The organism is Clostridioides sp. ZZV14-6154 (genome assembly GCF_020657785.1).
Lineage (GTDB): Bacteria > Bacillota > Clostridia > Peptostreptococcales > Peptostreptococcaceae > Clostridioides.
The window spans coordinates 115,194-132,501 of the sequence record NZ_JAGWCY010000005.1; the positions used below are offsets into that span (position 1 = coordinate 115,194).

The following is a 17,308-nucleotide window of genomic DNA, read 5'->3' on the forward strand; positions in this document are numbered from 1 at the left end:
TTTAATCTTCCTCCCCTATCTTTTCTTTTATAAGATTATAAACTGTCTGTTCATCTGACTCTCTAATTTGATTTCTAAAACTCTCATGCATCAATAAACGTGCCAGTTTTGATAAAATCTTTAAATGAAGATTATTCTCATTATCTTTTGTTACTGATATTAAAAATATCAAATCTACTTTTTCACCTTCTTCTGTCCATTCAATAGGAACATCAAGCTTTCCAATTGTAATACAAGAATCTTTGACCCCTATACTTTGACTATGAGGTAGACCTATACCATGCCCAATATATGTTGATAATGTTTCCTCTCTTTTTAAAACATCTTCTAAAAATTGATTTTTATCTCTTAAATACCCCTCTTTTGATACTACATCCACTAATGATGTAATAGCTTCTTCTTTTGAATCTGCTTTCATTTTGAATGAGCATTTTACATTGACTAATTTACTCATACAGTGACCTCCTCCTCATATTTATGAATTAAACCTTCTGCTTCTTCTTTTGTCCTTGCACTTTCTAACATACTAATAAAATTAGTCTTATAAACCATTTTAGTTAAATTAATTATTGCTGGAATTTGCTCTTTTTTATCTCTACTTGCTAGACAAAATATAACTTTAACCTTTTTATCACCAAAACTAATTGGCTCTTTACATATTAGTAAACTTATTGAACTCACTTTAACTAATGAACTATCATTCCCATGTAATAAAGCAAACTCTTCATCTTTTACAGCATAAAAACCTACATTTTTCAAAATATCTATAATATTCTCAGCATATTGTGTTGATACAAAATCACAATCAGCAAGTATATTTGAACTAATTTTAACAGCATCTTCCCACTTCACTTCTTTATCAATTATGTTGATAGTATCAGCCCCTATTAAATCACTTAATTTAAGTTGTCTAGATAATATCCTTTCATCACTATATCCGAGCTCTTGCCATATGATACTCAACACTCTTTTTTGAGCATCTTCTTCTAAGAAATCTAGCCTTTTTTTAATTGATATATAATTAGTCAGGACATTCTTTCTTTTTATTCCTTTTTCTTCAAGTTTTAGATAATCGTTTTCTTGTAAAAATGGATTAATCTCAATAACTACTTTGGGTAAAGTTGTAGCTATCTTTGATGTTGTTATAATGAAATCGATATTTTCCCAGTCCTTATAATCTTGCAATTTATATGCTGGAATACTGTCCAATATATTTATTTGATAATCATTTATTAGAGTATCTTTTAACATAGCAATTACACCATATCCAAATCCACAAACTAATAATATATTTTTATAATTATTTCTCTCGTTTCTTTGTACACTTCCTAAAAAGTGTATTGCTAAAAGTATTATTTCATTTTCATTTCTTATTTGATTTAACATCCTATTCTTTTGTATAGAAACCTTAGTAGCTTCAAGTACATATTGATATTTATCTGGTATAACATGGAATAGTTCTTCATAGATTTGTATGTTTTGTTTGATTCTTTCTATTAATGGAGCAATATGATTAAGCAAACCTTTATAAAGAATCATATCTTCTTTGAAATCAACACTTAGTATTTCTGACATATTGTAAATTAAATCTTGAACTATTATTTCTGTACTAATCAAATCCATATCTTCATTTAAACTTGCATATTTATTTGTAAAAAACACAAAACTTTTTAACAATAAAATTTGTTCTTTGGTCAATTTCTTTTGAATGATTTGTTCAAATTCTTGGTCAAACTTATTTTCAAAATACGGCTCACTTAATGAAGAAGATTCTAAAGGATGTTTTTCATCTGAATGTATGTACCATGTAAAAAGAAAAATATTTGAAACATACCACATAAAAGATTCATCGTTTAAAGTCCAATCCATTTGGGAAAGTAAATCTGTTGACCAGTTATATATATCATTCAAACAAATTCCTTTGAATATTTGTTCAATAATTTTCACTAAATACTGCTCAAACACACTTAAATCAGACTTTTCTTTACCAAATAGGTAAGAATATGATTTTAATATACTTAATCTTTGTTTATATATAGTGTTTTCATCTCCACTTATTTTGAAAGTCTTATCATATGTAATAGTTATTTTGTTTCTTTCTAATTCATTTGATAAAACATTAAGGTCGTTTTTAATTGAACTTCTAGAAACCTGGAATTCTTTGCTCAACTTTTCTAAATTTAGCTTATCTATTTTAAACATTGATATAATTTTCATAATAGATACTCTCTCAGTTAAAGAAAATACATAGTCATTATTATCTATATATACTACTTGGAAATCTTTAGGAATAATTAATACACCTTTATTTATCTTTTGTATTAATGGTTTCTTTAGTGACTGTAAAACAATATTTAAATTATTTATGTCATATCTAATTTTTCTTTCTTCTATACTTAGTTGTTGGCTAATCTCCCTATAACTTGTCTTCTCTTTTTCCTTTAGAAAATTCATAATGAGTAACATTCTTCCACTTATCATATTTTCCCTCCTTTCAAAATAATTAGAGTTATTAATACTGCAAATTTTATGTTATTCTGTATATTTTAGTTTTTTTATGTCTAAAAATAGTAACTATCTTTCTATATTCAGAATAATACAATAAAGCTTTAACTACAACTTACAATATTTGAAAATTGTTTTTACAAAATCTGTAGACATATTTTTATCAAAAAATATAATATTTATATTTAAAACTTTATATCATCTACTGATTACAATACATTTTAATATTACATAGTATTTTCAACGCTTTATTGATAACTACTATACATCTATAACTATATGGTCAATAGTTAAATAGTTAAAGGTTTTACTTAAAAGTAAAACTATATCTGAATATTTAACCATACAAGTAAAAAAGGCAAGCTATATATTTAAATTATATAACTTGCCTAAATATTTTATTTTAGAACTCTAATCATTAGATATTTTCAAATTTTTTATTTTATTATCATTATATGTGAATTCTTCAAACTCAGATATTGATAATGGCTTTGAGAAAACATAACCCTGAACATAATCACATCCAATACTTCTTAAGAAATGTACTTGTTCAACTTCTTCAATACCTTCAGCAATTACTTTCATGCCAAGCCTTCTACTAAGTTCAATAACAGATTCTACAACAATTTTACCACGTTCTATATCATTTTTATTCACAAAAAATGAACGATCTAATTTAATTATCTCAACTTTAAAATCCTTTAATATTCCTAATGATGAATATCCAAATCCAAAATCATCTATAGAACATTTAAAACCTTTACTATGAATATCATCTATTACATCAATAGCTTCTGGGCTTTCTAAAAAAATAGATTCAGTAAGTTCTAAGTCTATTAGCCATGTAGGCACATTATATTTATTACATATCATCTCATATTTTTCTAAGAATAATTTATCCTTTAAATGTTGCCTTGATACATTAACAGAAATTATTAATAACTCTTTACATTCTTTTATCCATTTAGAAATCAATTTACATGTTTCTTCAAGCACATACAAGTCTAATTCACATATAAATCCGTTTTTTTCAAAAAGAGGAACAAAATCACTTGGATAAATCATTCCTTTTTCTACACTATTCCAACGAACAAGAGACTCCGCACCTCTAATTTTTCCAGTTTTTATATCAACCTTTGGTTGTAAGCATATAAAAAATTCTTTATCTGCAAGACCCTTTTCCATTAAATTTGATAATTCCTTTTCAAATATCAATCTATTTTTTTCTATATCGCTATAAAAATTAAAATCACTTTTATGAGTTTTATTAAAACTTTTTCTTGCTGTATTTACATGGTCTTGTATTGTTATTAAATCTTCATTATGATTTTCAATAGTGTAAATACCTACTGATATTCTTAAAAAGTATGGGTTTTCTTTGTCTTTATTAAAATAATTAATCTCATTTTCTATTTTATACAATAATTCTAAAACTTCTAATACTGCTCGATTCTTTATAAATAGATAGAATAAGTCTGCATCATGACGACATACAAACTCTTCATCATTAATAATATTCTTTTCCAATACATTATAAATATATTTAAGTGCATTATTTCCTTTTTCACTACCAAAACAATCATTTATTAGCTTAAAATCTTTTATGTTTATTGCTATCATCATGTAGGTGCTATCAGGAGATTTAGAAATTAAAGGTTTTATTAACATACTAAATTTTGTTGAATTAATACCATTTGTTATATTATCTAAATAAGCAATATCTTCGATTTGTTTTATATATTTTCTTCTAATAGTATATAAAATCCATGTTATAATTCCAATAATAAAAATAATTATAAATGTCATTATTATTGTAAAAATGTTTAATTTATTCAATTCACCTAAAACAGCTTCTTCAGGCACTATAAGAACAAAATACCAATCATTTAAATCTTTTGTTACTGGATGATAAGTTAGCAAACACTTTACATTTTTTGATGAAGTTATTATAATTTCTCCTGATTCTTCACTCTTAAAGTCATCCATCATTTTGGGAACCCAATGCTCATTTATAGCACCTCTATATTTATGACTAATATCCTTTATCAACTCACTATTTTTACCTATAAAGAGAGGTTTCCCCTTAGTATTAACAATTTCAATAGTTCCTTCTCCATTAAAACTGTCAATACTAAGAATATTATTCACACTTTCTTTTTGAGAAACGCCGACTAAAATACTAGATACCTCATGTTTATCATCAAATATAGGTACACTGTAGAGTACAACGTCTAGTGACTCTATAAGTTCTGTATATTCTTTACCTTCTATTCCCTTTTTATATGAAACAGTATTCTCTAAGTCCAATTTTTTTCCACTTAAAAACTCTGCTTCACCTTTTAAATCAATTATCCCAATATCAGAATATTCATAACTAGTTTTTCTTTTTGCTAAGTAATCATATCGACTATCGCCTTCATATTGTTTAATAAAATCTGCCATTAGTCTTAAATCAGACAAAATAAACTCAATTTGATTGTCAACATTTGATACAATTTGTGTAGATACATCGTTTAAATAGTTTTTAGTTTGCTTATTAGATATGTTGTACAGTTTTACAGTAGTAAAAACAGTAATTACAAGAATTGAAATAATAAGTGCACATAAAATTATAGACAAAACCATATTGTTTTTTTCGTACCTTGATAATTTCATTTTTTGTCCTCCAAATTATAAGTCCATTTTTAGTATAAATACTAACTCTACAAATTTTATTACTAAAAATCTATCCACACTATATTATAATATTCTATTTACCAATATTCAACAAAACTCCTTTATATTCCAATAATAATTCACGGATAATCTCTTTATTCATTTTATTTATGTAATATTTTCTATTATATTATTGTAGAATATTGTTTAAAAATAAAATTCATAATCTAAATTTATATTTCTATTTATTCAATACTAACAAATTCTATATCCTTAATATCAACAATAGTAAAACAATAGCTTATCATAATGTACAGAGACTATTCTTTGCTCTACTACCTTTGTAAAAATATCAAGATTTTAATCTAAAATTAAAAGGTAGTTTTTAATTATCCTGAAAATAAATTTTATTATATGAATTTCACTATATAAATTTCATTCTAATATACTGCTTTATTATTAATATTATAATACAACTAAAAAATAAATGACTTTAATATGTAACTGTGATAAAATATGACCAATAAATAATTTATAATTTTATTATTCTAATATTTTACATATGAAAGAGAGGAAAAGTAAGTGAGTTGGCAACATATAAAAATACCAAACGGAAATACAGTGATTTTTTGTAATTCATTCATTAGTGGAAAATCATCTACGAATATTATTGTTACACATACTCCTATTGTAACTACGCTTGATTTACAGTTAGCATACGAACCTCTTTCGCAATATGATGTAAATGTCTTTGCCTTTGATTTTTCAGGAACAGGTAAAAGCGGTGGTAATGAAAAAGATTTTTCACGTAATTCAATTGTAAAAGACTTAGACTCTGTCATTGCGTATATAGAAAAGAATTATTCTTCCAACATACATCTATACGGAAATGCAGGTATTGGTGGCATGTTTGCACAGTATTATGCATGTACAAGTAATAAGTTAAAAAGTTTTGCCCAGTTTGCCTGTGTTGATTATAAAAATACGTCAGGGGTAGGTTATTCTTATCCCACTGTTAAATTATTAAACTTTTTCCTCAAACTCCTTCCTAATTTTCATATAACAGTAAAACCACCTAAATATGAAGGTTATAATGAAGCCCATGATAATGCGTTTTACAAAATGATTGAGCAAGACAACCCTAATATTTGGAAAAATAGCACAAAGGTAATGAATACAATGTTAGAATGTTTTGTCGCACAAGATAGTGTAATAAAAAATGGAGTTAATATTCCAACACTTGTTTTTAAAACGCTTCATGACAGATATTTCAAACCTAAGTATTTTGATAGCTATTATAATTCGTTGAGCTGTAAAAAGAAGCTTGTTGAAATTGATGATGTTCATAATAGCTACTATTTAAATAGTGAAAAGTTTTGTCAGACAGTATATGAGTGGTTTATAGAAAATCAATAGAATACAACAAAAATACTAAACATAAAATTCAAGTTTAATGATTAATATATAATAAAGTAAACTGAGTAAGAGGTATAAGTCATTACGACATCTACCTTTTAAAATTCATATGATAAAAACAATCTACCATGATATATTCTACTTGTTTTGAGCTTGCATCCTGTGAAACTAAAAATTATTATTTGACAGAATCACTATAATTCTTTTTTTATTTAACTTATCAAAATAGATAGAGATTATCGCAAGTGTCACAAAAATAGCAACTTTCGTAACCAATTCAGGAATTGGAATATAAATGCCTGCTCGTAGCTGTACAAGAGTTTGTATTGGAAGCATTACCCCAATAACTTTTAATGTTACTAATATCATTCTATATAAAACTAATGAAATATAGCTTTTCTTTTTTATTAATAGATAAATAATAATAAAAACCAAAGGGCTAATAATTCCCATATCAAGCACATAAGTAATTTCTGTAGTATACATTTCTATTCTCTCAAGTGTACTACTTGTAAATAATGAATGTAATACATCTGGTAACCATGCAACAATATTTGAAGTACCTGCTAATATCAAAAACATGTATTCTACCTTTCTTAAATGGAAAGAACAGTTATAGCAAAGTGATATTCCATAAATATCCATCAGTAAAATAAATAGAGTGAAAAATGAAATTGAAGTTAACAAAATATATACTAGTTGTAACTGATTATGTGCAACACCAAACGAAATACTAAAAGCATAATACAAAACGATACCTAGAATTGTGAGAAAATTTGTTTTTTGTTCTACTGTATCTATATCACGAAATATGTATGAACCAATAACTGGAACAACAATTAAAAACATTACTAAGTCTGAACCTATCAATATAGGTGCCTTGAAATATGAGTCATATTGATAGATACCTGTACCATACATCTCAATAACTTGCCCATATAGGTTTATTGCCTCATATTTATTATCTATAGAGAATGAAAATATTCCACAAACTGTAATGATTAGCAATAGTATGAATATAATGGTTGCTGAAATATTTAGCCAGGTCATTTGTTTTTTCTTTATCATTTGATTTCCTCCCTAAGGTAAAGTATTTAAAGATTCTGAGTGTTGTTAGTTAAGTCAACTGAAAAATACCTTGTGTAAATTATAGTAATAAGTTACTATTTACACTATAGCAACTTATTACTATAATGTAAATAGTAGATTTCACATGAAAGGAATATCTTATGCAAATTAAAAATATGATTAAAAATTTTAGTGGTGAAAGAAATAATGAAGTTCGAGGTATTTTTGCAAGCATATTTATTTTACAAAACCGATTACAAACTATTTTTGATAAAGCAGATGAACATCTTACTTTAAAACAATTTATGCTTCTTACAATGGTAAAGCATGCTGATGAAAAAACTACTTTTACTTATCTTGGAAAACTCTTAGGGTCTTCACGTCAAAATATAAAAAAACTAGCTGTTTCTCTTGAAAGCAAAGGATTTATAGCTATTGAGCATGAACCCAATAATAAAAGAAATACTTCTATTGTATTAACAAAAAAAGCAGATGAATATTCACAAAAAGTACAGGAACTCCATACTGAGAAATTAAACAATATATTTCAAGATTATTCAAATGAAGAAATCAGTCTGTTTTATCAAATGATTACAAAACTATATACAGGAGTTGAAAGAGAAGAAAAACATTATGAGTAAAATAATTATTTATAGCACAAAGTCTAGCTCAACTAAGATATATTATGACTTTGAATTTTACGCATTCCGTTAAAAACATAAATATAACCTAAAAGAATAGTTATACAGCATGATATGTATGAAAACACGTAAAAAATGGACAGAAAAAGAGCTAGAAATGCCCTATTTAAAGGCCTTCTAGCTTACTATTAACTATTCCCACTCTATTGTTCCAGGTGGTTTAGAAGTTATATCATAAACTACTCTATTTACTCCATCAACTTCATTGATTATTCTATTAGAAATTTTCTCTAAAACATCATAAGGCATCTTATACCAGTCAGAAGTCATTCCATCAGAAGAAGTAACTGCTCTTAAACCAACTAAATAAGCATATGTTCTTTCATCTCCCATAACTCCAACAGTCTTAACATCTGGTAATGTTGCAAAAGCTTGCCATATTTCTCTATATAAACCAGCTTTTCTAAGCTCGTCCATATAAACAGCATCTGCTTCTCTTAATATATCACATTTTTCTTTAGTTACATCACCTATAACTCTTATTCCAAGACCTGGCCCTGGGAAAGGATGTCTAAATATTAATCCTTCTTCTATACCAAGCTCTAATCCTATTTTTCTAACTTCATCCTTAAATAGTTCTCTTAATGGCTCAACTATTTCTTGGAAATCTACATCTTCAGGAATTCCACCAACATTATGGTGAGATTTTATAGTAGCAGCACCATTTCCATGTCCACTTTCTATAACATCTGGATAAATTGTTCCTTGAACTAAGAAATCCATTTTTCCTAATTTATTTGATTCTTCTTCAAATACTCTTATAAATTCTTCACCAATTATCTTTCTCTTAGCTTCTGGCTCAGAAATTCCTTTTAATTTAGATAAGAATCTATCTTCTGCATTAACTCTTATTAAATTTATATCGAATTTCTCTCTGAATATTCTTTCTACATCGTCTCCTTCATTTTTTCTAAGCAAACCATGGTCAACAAATATACAAGTCAAGTTATCCCCAATTGCTCTATGAATAAGAACTGCGGCAACAGAAGAGTCAACGCCTCCACTTAAAGCACATAAAGCTTTTTTGTCGCCTATTTTTTCTTTTAATTCTTTTATTTTATCTTCTATAAATGAATCTGTAGTCCAGTCACCTTTTACTTCACATACATTGTATAAGAAATTTTTAAGTATCTTATCCCCTTCTAAACAATGTTCTACTTCTGGATGGAATTGAACTCCATATAGTTTTTGTTCTACATTTTCCATAGCAGCTACTGGACAATCTTTAGTGTTTGCAACTATAGTAAATCCTTCTGGAGCCTTTTCTATTAAATCAGTATGACTCATCCAAACACTATTTGTAGTAATCCCTTCAAATAATGATGATTTTCCATAAGTTATAGATGTTTTTCCATATTCTTTTTCTTGTTTGTTGCCTTTTCTTACAACTCCACCTAATACATGAGACATTATTTGAACTCCATAACATATACCAAGTATTGGTACTCCTAGTTCAAATATTTCTTTTGATATTGTTGGAGAATCCTCTAAGTATGCACTATTTGGCCCACCTGTAAATATTATCCCTTTAGGATTTTTTGCTTTTATTCTTTCTATGCTTGCAGTACATGGAAGTATTTCACAATATACATTGTTTTCTCTAACTCTTCTAGCTATTAACTGATTATATTGACCTCCAAAATCTATTACAAGTACTAATTCATGTTTCATAAATTTACATCTCTCCTTGTATAATATAGTTTTTATATATATTTATTTTAACACAATACAGTCTAAATTATATTAAATCTTTTTACACAAAAAACCTGTATAGTAACTTCCATAATTTCTAACAAAAGTGAAATTACTATACAGGCTTCCAAAATGACCCTTATCTTATAGCCAACACATAGGGAGTATAACTCAGCCTACACATTTACTTAACTAGGTCTTTTGGTATAATAATTTCACTCATAGTCAAGATATTTACGGTATCTTGGTAGAGACTCTCAGACCATATCTCTGAGCATATACGAGTGAGTTTATATTTTATATATTTTTTTCTGTTTACTTTTATTTATTAAGGCTGAGTATTAATTTATCAAAATTTATTACTTATGTCAATAAGTTTTCACTAAATTCTTCTTTTATTCTAAAATTTATATCAGCAAACACTTTTTTTATAGGAATATCTTCATTTTTTGCTATAGTTTTACATTCATTATATTCTGGAGTAGCTTTAACTAATTTATCTTTGTAATACCCTAGTTTTATTGTAACTAATCCATATTCTGTATCTAATTTTACAAACTTTCTATCTAAAATTTCTCTGTTGTACGCATTATATCGTACTCCAAAAGTGCTAGTTTCTAAAAGCAATATTTCAATAAATTTTTCTAAATCTACTTTATTACATAAAATCGATATTTTCGTTGCAGGTCTATTCTTTTTCATATAAATGCTTTCTGTATAAATATCTAACGCTTTCTCGTCTAATATTTTTTCATACAAATAAGAATATACTTCCGAAGACATATCATCGATATTTGCACTAATTTCATAAATTAATTCTTCTTTTTTTTTTCGCCTAATACTGTTCTTAGCATATTAGGTACTTCAAATTTCTTATGACCTATTCCATATCCAATTTGTATTGGAGAAAACTCAAAATCCTCTATAAACTCATCACACAGAACTTTTATTATTGCAGCTCCTGTTGGAGTTGTACATTCTCCTCTTACATTATTTAATTTAATTGGTACACCTCTTAATATTTCCATAGTTGCAGGTGCAGGTACAGGCATGACTCCATGGTCACATTTTACAAATCCTGAACCAACAGACACTGTACTAGAATAAATCTTATCTATACAAAGTAAATCAACTAATATAGATGCTCCTACGATATCTACAATTGAATCTATAGCCCCTACCTCATGGAAGTGTATCTTATCTATCGTAGTTCCATGAACCTTTGCTTCTGCTTCTCCAATTACCATAAATATTTTTTTAGCATTAGATTTTACATTTTCATTTAAATCACTTTCATCTATAATTTCAAATATATCCACTAAATTCCTGTGAATATGTGTTTCTTTCGTAATTACTTTTACTGTTGTACCTGATATTCCACTTTCATTTTTTGAGCTTATATTTATATTAAATTCATCGCTCATTTCTAGTTTATGAATTTCCTCCAAAAAAATTTCCTTAGGTACACCTAAATTTAATAAGCTTGCAAGGGTCATATCCCCTGATATACCACTTACTATATCAAAATAAAGTATTTTTTCACTCATATATTTCTCCTCAGTTTTAATAATGAAAAATCTAATAAACATTAGATTAATATCGTATAATTTATGTCTAATTTATATCAATATATTTATTATAATTTGTTTATCATAGCTGCCAAATATCCTGCTCCAAAACCATTATCAATATTTACAACAGATATTCCAGACGCACAACTATTTAACATAGCCAATAATGCTGCTAATCCTCCAAAATTGGCTCCATATCCGACAGATGTTGGGACAGCTATTACTGGAACATCAACTAGACCTCCAATTACACTTGCAAGTGCACCTTCCATTCCTGCAACAGCTACTACTACCCTGGCACTATCTATTTTATGTCTCTTATTTAAAAGTCTATGTATACCAGCCACTCCAACATCATATATTCTATCAACATCATTACCTAAAAATTTAGCTGTATAATATGCTTCATCTGCTACTGGTATATCAGAAGTTCCTCCTGTTGCAATTACAATTTTGCCTTTTCCAACATTCTCTATAACATGATTTTGAATTTTAAGAATTTTAGATAATTCCTCATATTCAGCATGACTATAAATTTCTTTAACTTTTAAAAATGTTTCTTTTCTACATCTTGTCCCCAATATATTAGAACCTTTTTGATTCATTTTATCAATAATCCCTAAAATATGTTCATCACTTTTACCTTCACAATAAATTACTTCTGGATATCCATTTCTTAATTCTCTATGATGGTCTATATTTGCATATCCAAGGTCTTCATAGGGTAAATCTTTTAATTGTTCTAATGCAACATCTATATCAATGTTTTCATTTTTAACCTGTTCAAGCAATTTTCTTAAATCCATATTATCGCATCCTTTTAAACTTTGATTTATTCTCTACCAACAATTATACCTTAATTAATATATATCTAACATCATAACCTAAAAAATAACAATACCACTTCAAAGATATTATTATAGTCTAGATACTAATTATCCAAATATATATATTAAAGTTGTAAATACATAAAAAATTAGATATATACAAAAGAACTATTTCAACTTAGATATTAAAATCTAAGTCAAAATAGTTCTCTATCTTAAAATTTATATTTTTAAATATTTTAAGATTACATCATTCCTGGCATACCGCCACCCATTCCTGGCATTCCTACATCTTCTTTTTCAGGAAGGTCAGCAACAGCAGCTTCAGTAGTTAAGAAAGTACTTGCTATTGATGCAGCATTTTGTAAAGCACTTCTACTAACTTTAGTTGGGTCAACTATACCAGCTTCTATCATATTTACATATGTTTCATTTAAAGCATCAAATCCAGTTTCTGCTTCAGCATTAACAACATTTTGTACAATTACAGCACCTTCAAGACCAGCATTTATAGCTATTTGTCTTAATGGTTCTTCTAATGCTTTTTTAACTATTTGAGCTCCTAGTTTAACTTCTCCAGTTAAACTATCAACTAGTGTTCCTATTGCTGGTATAACACTAACAAAAGCAGTTCCTCCACCAGCTACTATTCCTTCTTCTACAGCAGCTCTAGTTGCATTAAGAGCATCTTCTATTCTTAATTTTCGTTCTTTTAACTCAACCTCTGTAGCAGCTCCAACTTTTACAACAGCTACCCCACCAGCAAGCTTAGCTAATCTTTCCATTAATTTTTCTCTATCAAAATCTGAAGTAGTTTGCTCTACTTGATGTTTGATTTGATTTACTCTATCTTCTATAGCTTTTTTATCTCCAGAACCATCTACTATTGTAGTATTTTCTTTAGTTACTTTAACAGATGAAGCTCTACCTAACATAGATAAATCAGCTTCTTTTAAATCATATCCTAATTCTTCTGATATTACTTGACCACCTGTAAGTATAGCTATATCTTGAAGCATTTCTTTTCTTCTATCTCCAAATCCTGGAGCTTTAACTGCTACTACATCAAATGTTCCTCTTAATTTATTAACAACTAATGTAGATAATGCTTCACCTTCTACATCTTCAGCGATTATTAGTAGCTTTTTACCTTGTTGAACTATTTGTTCAAGAATTGGTAATAGTTCTTGTATGTTAGATATTTTTTTATCAGTAATTAATATATATGGGTCGTTTAAAACCGCTTCCATCTTGTCTACATCTGTAACCATATATGCAGAAACGAATCCTCTGTCAAATTGCATACCTTCAACAGCATCTAATTCAGTATTCATAGTTTGAGATTCTTCAACAGTTATAACTCCATCTTTACCTACTATTTCCATAGCTTCTGCTATTAATTTTCCAACTTCTTCATCACCAGCAGATATAGAAGCAACTTGAGATATAGCTTCTTGTGTTTCTACTATTCTTGATTGATTTTTTAATTCTTCTACTGCTACTGTTACTGCTTTTTGTATTCCTTTTCTTAAAAGTATTGGGTTAGCACCTGCTGTTACATTTTTTAAACCTTCTCTGATTATAGCTTGTGCTAAAACTGTAGCAGTTGTAGTACCATCTCCAGCTACGTCGTTAGTTTTAGTTGCTACTTCTTTAACTAACTGAGCTCCCATATTTTCAAATCTATCTTCTAATTCTATTTCTTTTGCTATAGTTACACCATCATTAGTTATAAGTGGAGAACCAAATTTTTTATCTAATATAACATTTCTTCCTTTAGGTCCTAATGTTACTTTTACTGTATCTGCTAATTTATTTACACCAGCTTCTAAAGCTCTTCTTGCTTCCTCTGAAAATTTAATTTCTTTAGCCATTTTAAACCCCTCCTAATAAATTTATTCTATATTTATTCAATAACAGCTAATACATCACTTTGTCTTAGTATTGTATATTCTTGCCCTTCTATTTTAACTTCTGTTCCAGAATATTTTTGGAATATAACTTTGTCTCCAACTGTCAATTCCATCTTTATTTCTTTTCCTTCAACTATTCCACCTGGTCCAACTTCTACAACTTCAGCTATTTGAGGTTGCTCTTTAGCTGCTCCTGGTAAAACTATTCCACTTGCAGTCTTTTCTTCTGCTTCTACTTTTTTAATTACTACTCTGTCAGCTAATGGTCTTATTTTCATTATTCACGCCTCCTAAAATATTAAGTATAGACTAGTTTGCCTATGTTTTTAGTTATTTTTAAATTAATACTACTTTTGTATGTAGATTTATATATATACTTTTTATTTATTATCACTCTATCTACTAGAGTGCTAACAATTATTATAATATACCAATCACACATAATTTTCAATACCTTTTTTAATAATTTTTTATAATATTGGTGAAAATAATCTGGCTACAGATTCTTTAATTTTTTGTACAATATTTCTGTTCATGAATACCTCTAAATTAAGCTCTTCACAATGACTTAAATCTTCAAAGAAATCATCTGTCATTACCTTGATAACATCTTCATCATAAATAAAAGCATTCACTTCAAAGTTGAGCATAAAACTTCTTAAGTCCATGTTTGCTGTACCCGCAGAAGCAATTTTATCATCTATTATTACTACTTTGGAATGTATAAATCCTTTTTTATACAAATAGACTTTACCACCTGCTCTTAATATTTCTTCAAAATATGAATAAGATGCTATATTAACTATTTTGTGGTCTGCAATTTTAGGAAATATTATTCTTACATCTACACCACTAAGTGCAGCACTTTTTATAGCTTTCAGCAGACTCTCATCCGGAATAAAGTATGGAGTTTCTATATAAACATTTTGTTTAGCTTGACATATAGCAGAAAAATAAGCATAATGAATGTCTTCCCAATCACTATCTGGTCCGCTAGCTACCACTTGTATCATACTTTCACCTACATTTCCGACACTTGGAAAGTAATTTTTAGTGACTAAAACCTCTTTTGTTGTATAATACCAATCAATCAAAAATGTCATTTGAAGCATATATACAGAAATTCCTTTAATTCTAATATGAGTATCTCTCCAATACCCAAACTTCTCATTTTTTCCTAAATATTCATCTCCTATATTTATTCCACCTGTATATCCAATTATTCCATCAATAACAACAATTTTTCTATGATTCCTATAGTTTAACTTTCCTCCTATTATAGGGAATTTTGTAGGTAAAAAAGCTGCTATTTCTATACCTACTTCTCTCATTTCTCGGAAAAATTTTCTATTAAACCAAAATCTCCAACACCCTACATCATCATATAAAATTCTTATTTTAATACCTTCCTTAGCTTTTTTTATAAGTTCTTCTTTTAACACCCTACCTATTTCACTGTCTTTGATTATAAAGTACTCTAAATGAATATGGTCTTTAGCTTCTCTTATATCTTCTATAAGTCTCTTAAATTTTTCATTTCCATCTACAAAAACATCTACTTTATTGTTTTTAGTAAATGGAAACATCCCAGTCTTTAGTAGCATGCTTATGACTCTTTTTCTATAGCTACCATCTTCTTCATCTCTTAAAAGCTTATTTTGCCTTATAGATTCTTTTTCTAGTTCAACAATTTCTGTTATCTTTTCTAATGTATCAAAAAGTTTCTTTTCTTTTATATTATTAGCTAGTTTTTGAGTTTTAAATAATTTTCGTTTTCTAATATTTCTACCCGAAATAGCATATATAATTAACCCTATCCCAGGAAATATGATAAACATCAATAACCAAGACATGGTTTTTGCAGGATCTCTATTTTCAAGTAATATAATTACAGAAATTATGGCTCCAGCTAGATATGATATAATTAAATAGAACAGAAATATTGTGCCTATCACTCCCATAATTCCTTCCCCCTTAAGTCTATTTTCCTATACCAAGCTCTCTTGCATAGTAAAATAGATATTGTTGTGCAAATCCAGACATTTCTCCAAATTTATCAATCCCATAAGTTCTCATTTTAGGTAAACTCATATCTTCATTTATGTAGAACTCTTGCATAACTCTCTTAACCCATACATCAACTGGAAAAGAATCATATTTTTGCATGCCAAATAACGCAATACAATCACATACCTTTGGACCTACTCCATTAAATTTTAAAAGCTCTTTTCTACAATCATCTGTACTTAGATTTACATATTCAGATACCTTATCATTATTTTCTATAACAGCTTGTGTAGTACTCTTTATGTACTTGTCTCTAAAACCTGTTTGACATGCTCTTATTTGCTCTTGTGAGGCTTTATTTAACTCTTCTGGTGTTGGAAATGCATAGTATTCTTTACCTTCATACTCACCTATGTATTTACCAAAACTTTTTGATAAGTTTTCTATAGCTCTTTGTATCATAGGAATTCTATTATTAGAAGAAATTATGAATGATATAAGCATTTCCCATCCATCTTGTCTCAATATTCTTATTCCCCATCCAAATTCAGTAGCTTTATTTAAATATTCATCCATACTTTTTAGATTGTTTTTTATTTCTGTATAATCAGTCCCTAAATCAAAGTAATTATACCAAATGCTATTAAACTCCTCTAAATTTGTATTATTTAAATATACTTTATCATCTTCTTTTTTTACATTTAATATTCTACCTTTCGCAACTCCTGTGTATGAGCCATCTTCTTGCTTTTGCCATCTAAAACATTGACCACACTCAAATATATGTTTTGGATCAAAATCTGTTACTCCTTCTAGTATAACTACATTATTCTTTTCATAAACATTCATATAAAAAATCTCCTTAATATTTATATTTTTATTTTATTTATCTGCTTAAATACTTAACTGTGATATGTGCATTTTTCTTATTTTAACACAAAGATAACTAATTT

At 27.7% G+C, this 17,308-nt stretch carries 12 protein-coding genes, 1 pseudogene and 1 riboswitch; of the genes and pseudogenes, 2 read left to right on the forward strand and 11 right to left on the reverse strand.

Features of this window, described 5'->3' with window-relative positions; all coding sequences use genetic code 11:
* Position 1: 1 nt before the first annotated feature.
* The 3 genes from KGF45_RS12395 to KGF45_RS12405 all read right to left on the reverse strand — a co-directional run bounded on the left by KGF45_RS12395 (position 2) and on the right by KGF45_RS12405 (position 5,160).
* Positions 2 to 454 carry a fructose PTS transporter subunit IIA gene (locus tag KGF45_RS12395; RefSeq protein ID WP_227827809.1) on the reverse strand — a complete coding sequence of 151 codons (453 nt, stop codon included), beginning with the start codon at positions 452 to 454 and terminating at the stop codon, positions 2 to 4.
* Complete coding sequence (locus tag KGF45_RS12400) at positions 451 to 2,481, reverse strand: BglG family transcription antiterminator (protein WP_227842651.1); 2,031 nt, start codon at positions 2,479 to 2,481, stop codon at positions 451 to 453. Before KGF45_RS12400 ends, KGF45_RS12395 begins: the two co-directional genes overlap by 4 nt.
* A gap of 435 nt (positions 2,482 to 2,916) precedes the next feature.
* Complete coding sequence (locus KGF45_RS12405; RefSeq protein WP_227842652.1) at positions 2,917 to 5,160, reverse strand: GGDEF domain-containing protein; 2,244 nt, start codon at positions 5,158 to 5,160, stop codon at positions 2,917 to 2,919.
* 582 nt (positions 5,161 to 5,742) lie between these two features.
* Here KGF45_RS12405 and KGF45_RS12410 point away from each other — a divergent pair.
* Positions 5,743 to 6,576, forward strand: coding sequence for a serine aminopeptidase domain-containing protein (locus KGF45_RS12410; RefSeq protein WP_227842653.1), 834 nt, complete (start codon positions 5,743 to 5,745; stop codon positions 6,574 to 6,576).
* A gap of 168 nt (positions 6,577 to 6,744) precedes the next feature.
* On the opposite strand, the gene KGF45_RS12415 is transcribed toward KGF45_RS12410, so the two are convergent.
* Positions 6,745 to 7,626: a hypothetical protein gene (locus KGF45_RS12415; RefSeq protein WP_227842654.1), complete on the reverse strand. Its 882-nt coding sequence runs from the start codon at positions 7,624 to 7,626 to the stop codon at positions 6,745 to 6,747.
* A gap of 194 nt (positions 7,627 to 7,820) precedes the next feature.
* Here KGF45_RS12415 and KGF45_RS12420 point away from each other — a divergent pair, with 194 nt between their 5' ends.
* The gene (locus KGF45_RS12420) at positions 7,821 to 8,285 is read left to right on the forward strand and encodes a MarR family transcriptional regulator (protein WP_227842655.1); all 465 of its coding nucleotides are present in this window, start codon (positions 7,821 to 7,823) and stop codon (positions 8,283 to 8,285) included.
* Positions 8,286 to 8,477: 192 nt separating this feature from the next.
* On the opposite strand, the gene guaA is transcribed toward KGF45_RS12420, so the two are convergent.
* The 7 genes and pseudogenes from guaA to KGF45_RS12455 form a co-directional block, all read right to left on the reverse strand.
* Positions 8,478 to 10,016 (reverse strand): glutamine-hydrolyzing GMP synthase, encoded by a 1,539-nt coding sequence (gene guaA / locus KGF45_RS12425; protein WP_227434621.1) that lies wholly within the window; start codon positions 10,014 to 10,016, stop codon positions 8,478 to 8,480.
* A 223-nt stretch (positions 10,017 to 10,239) separates the two neighbouring features.
* Positions 10,240 to 10,341, reverse strand: a riboswitch (purine riboswitch).
* A 59-nt stretch (positions 10,342 to 10,400) separates the two neighbouring features.
* A pseudogene (gene larC / locus KGF45_RS12430) lies at positions 10,401 to 11,626 on the reverse strand (nickel pincer cofactor biosynthesis protein LarC).
* A 47-nt stretch (positions 11,627 to 11,673) separates the two neighbouring features.
* On the reverse strand, positions 11,674 to 12,414 hold the full coding sequence (gene larB, locus KGF45_RS12435) for a nickel pincer cofactor biosynthesis protein LarB (protein WP_227827815.1): 741 nt from the start codon (positions 12,412 to 12,414) through the stop codon (positions 11,674 to 11,676).
* Positions 12,415 to 12,680: 266 nt separating this feature from the next.
* On the reverse strand, positions 12,681 to 14,309 hold the full coding sequence (groL, locus tag KGF45_RS12440; RefSeq protein WP_227827816.1) for a chaperonin GroEL: 1,629 nt from the start codon (positions 14,307 to 14,309) through the stop codon (positions 12,681 to 12,683).
* Between the two features lie 32 nt (positions 14,310 to 14,341).
* Positions 14,342 to 14,626, reverse strand: a complete 285-nt coding sequence (gene groES / locus KGF45_RS12445; protein ID WP_003420907.1) for a co-chaperone GroES — start codon at positions 14,624 to 14,626, stop codon at positions 14,342 to 14,344.
* 192 nt (positions 14,627 to 14,818) lie between these two features.
* A complete protein-coding gene (gene cls, locus KGF45_RS12450; RefSeq protein WP_227827817.1) occupies positions 14,819 to 16,309 on the reverse strand; it encodes a cardiolipin synthase in 1,491 nt (496 codons plus the stop codon).
* Between the two features lie 19 nt (positions 16,310 to 16,328).
* Positions 16,329 to 17,204, reverse strand: coding sequence for a DNA-3-methyladenine glycosylase family protein (locus tag KGF45_RS12455; RefSeq protein WP_227827818.1), 876 nt, complete (start codon positions 17,202 to 17,204; stop codon positions 16,329 to 16,331).
* Positions 17,205 to 17,308 lie beyond the last annotated feature (104 nt).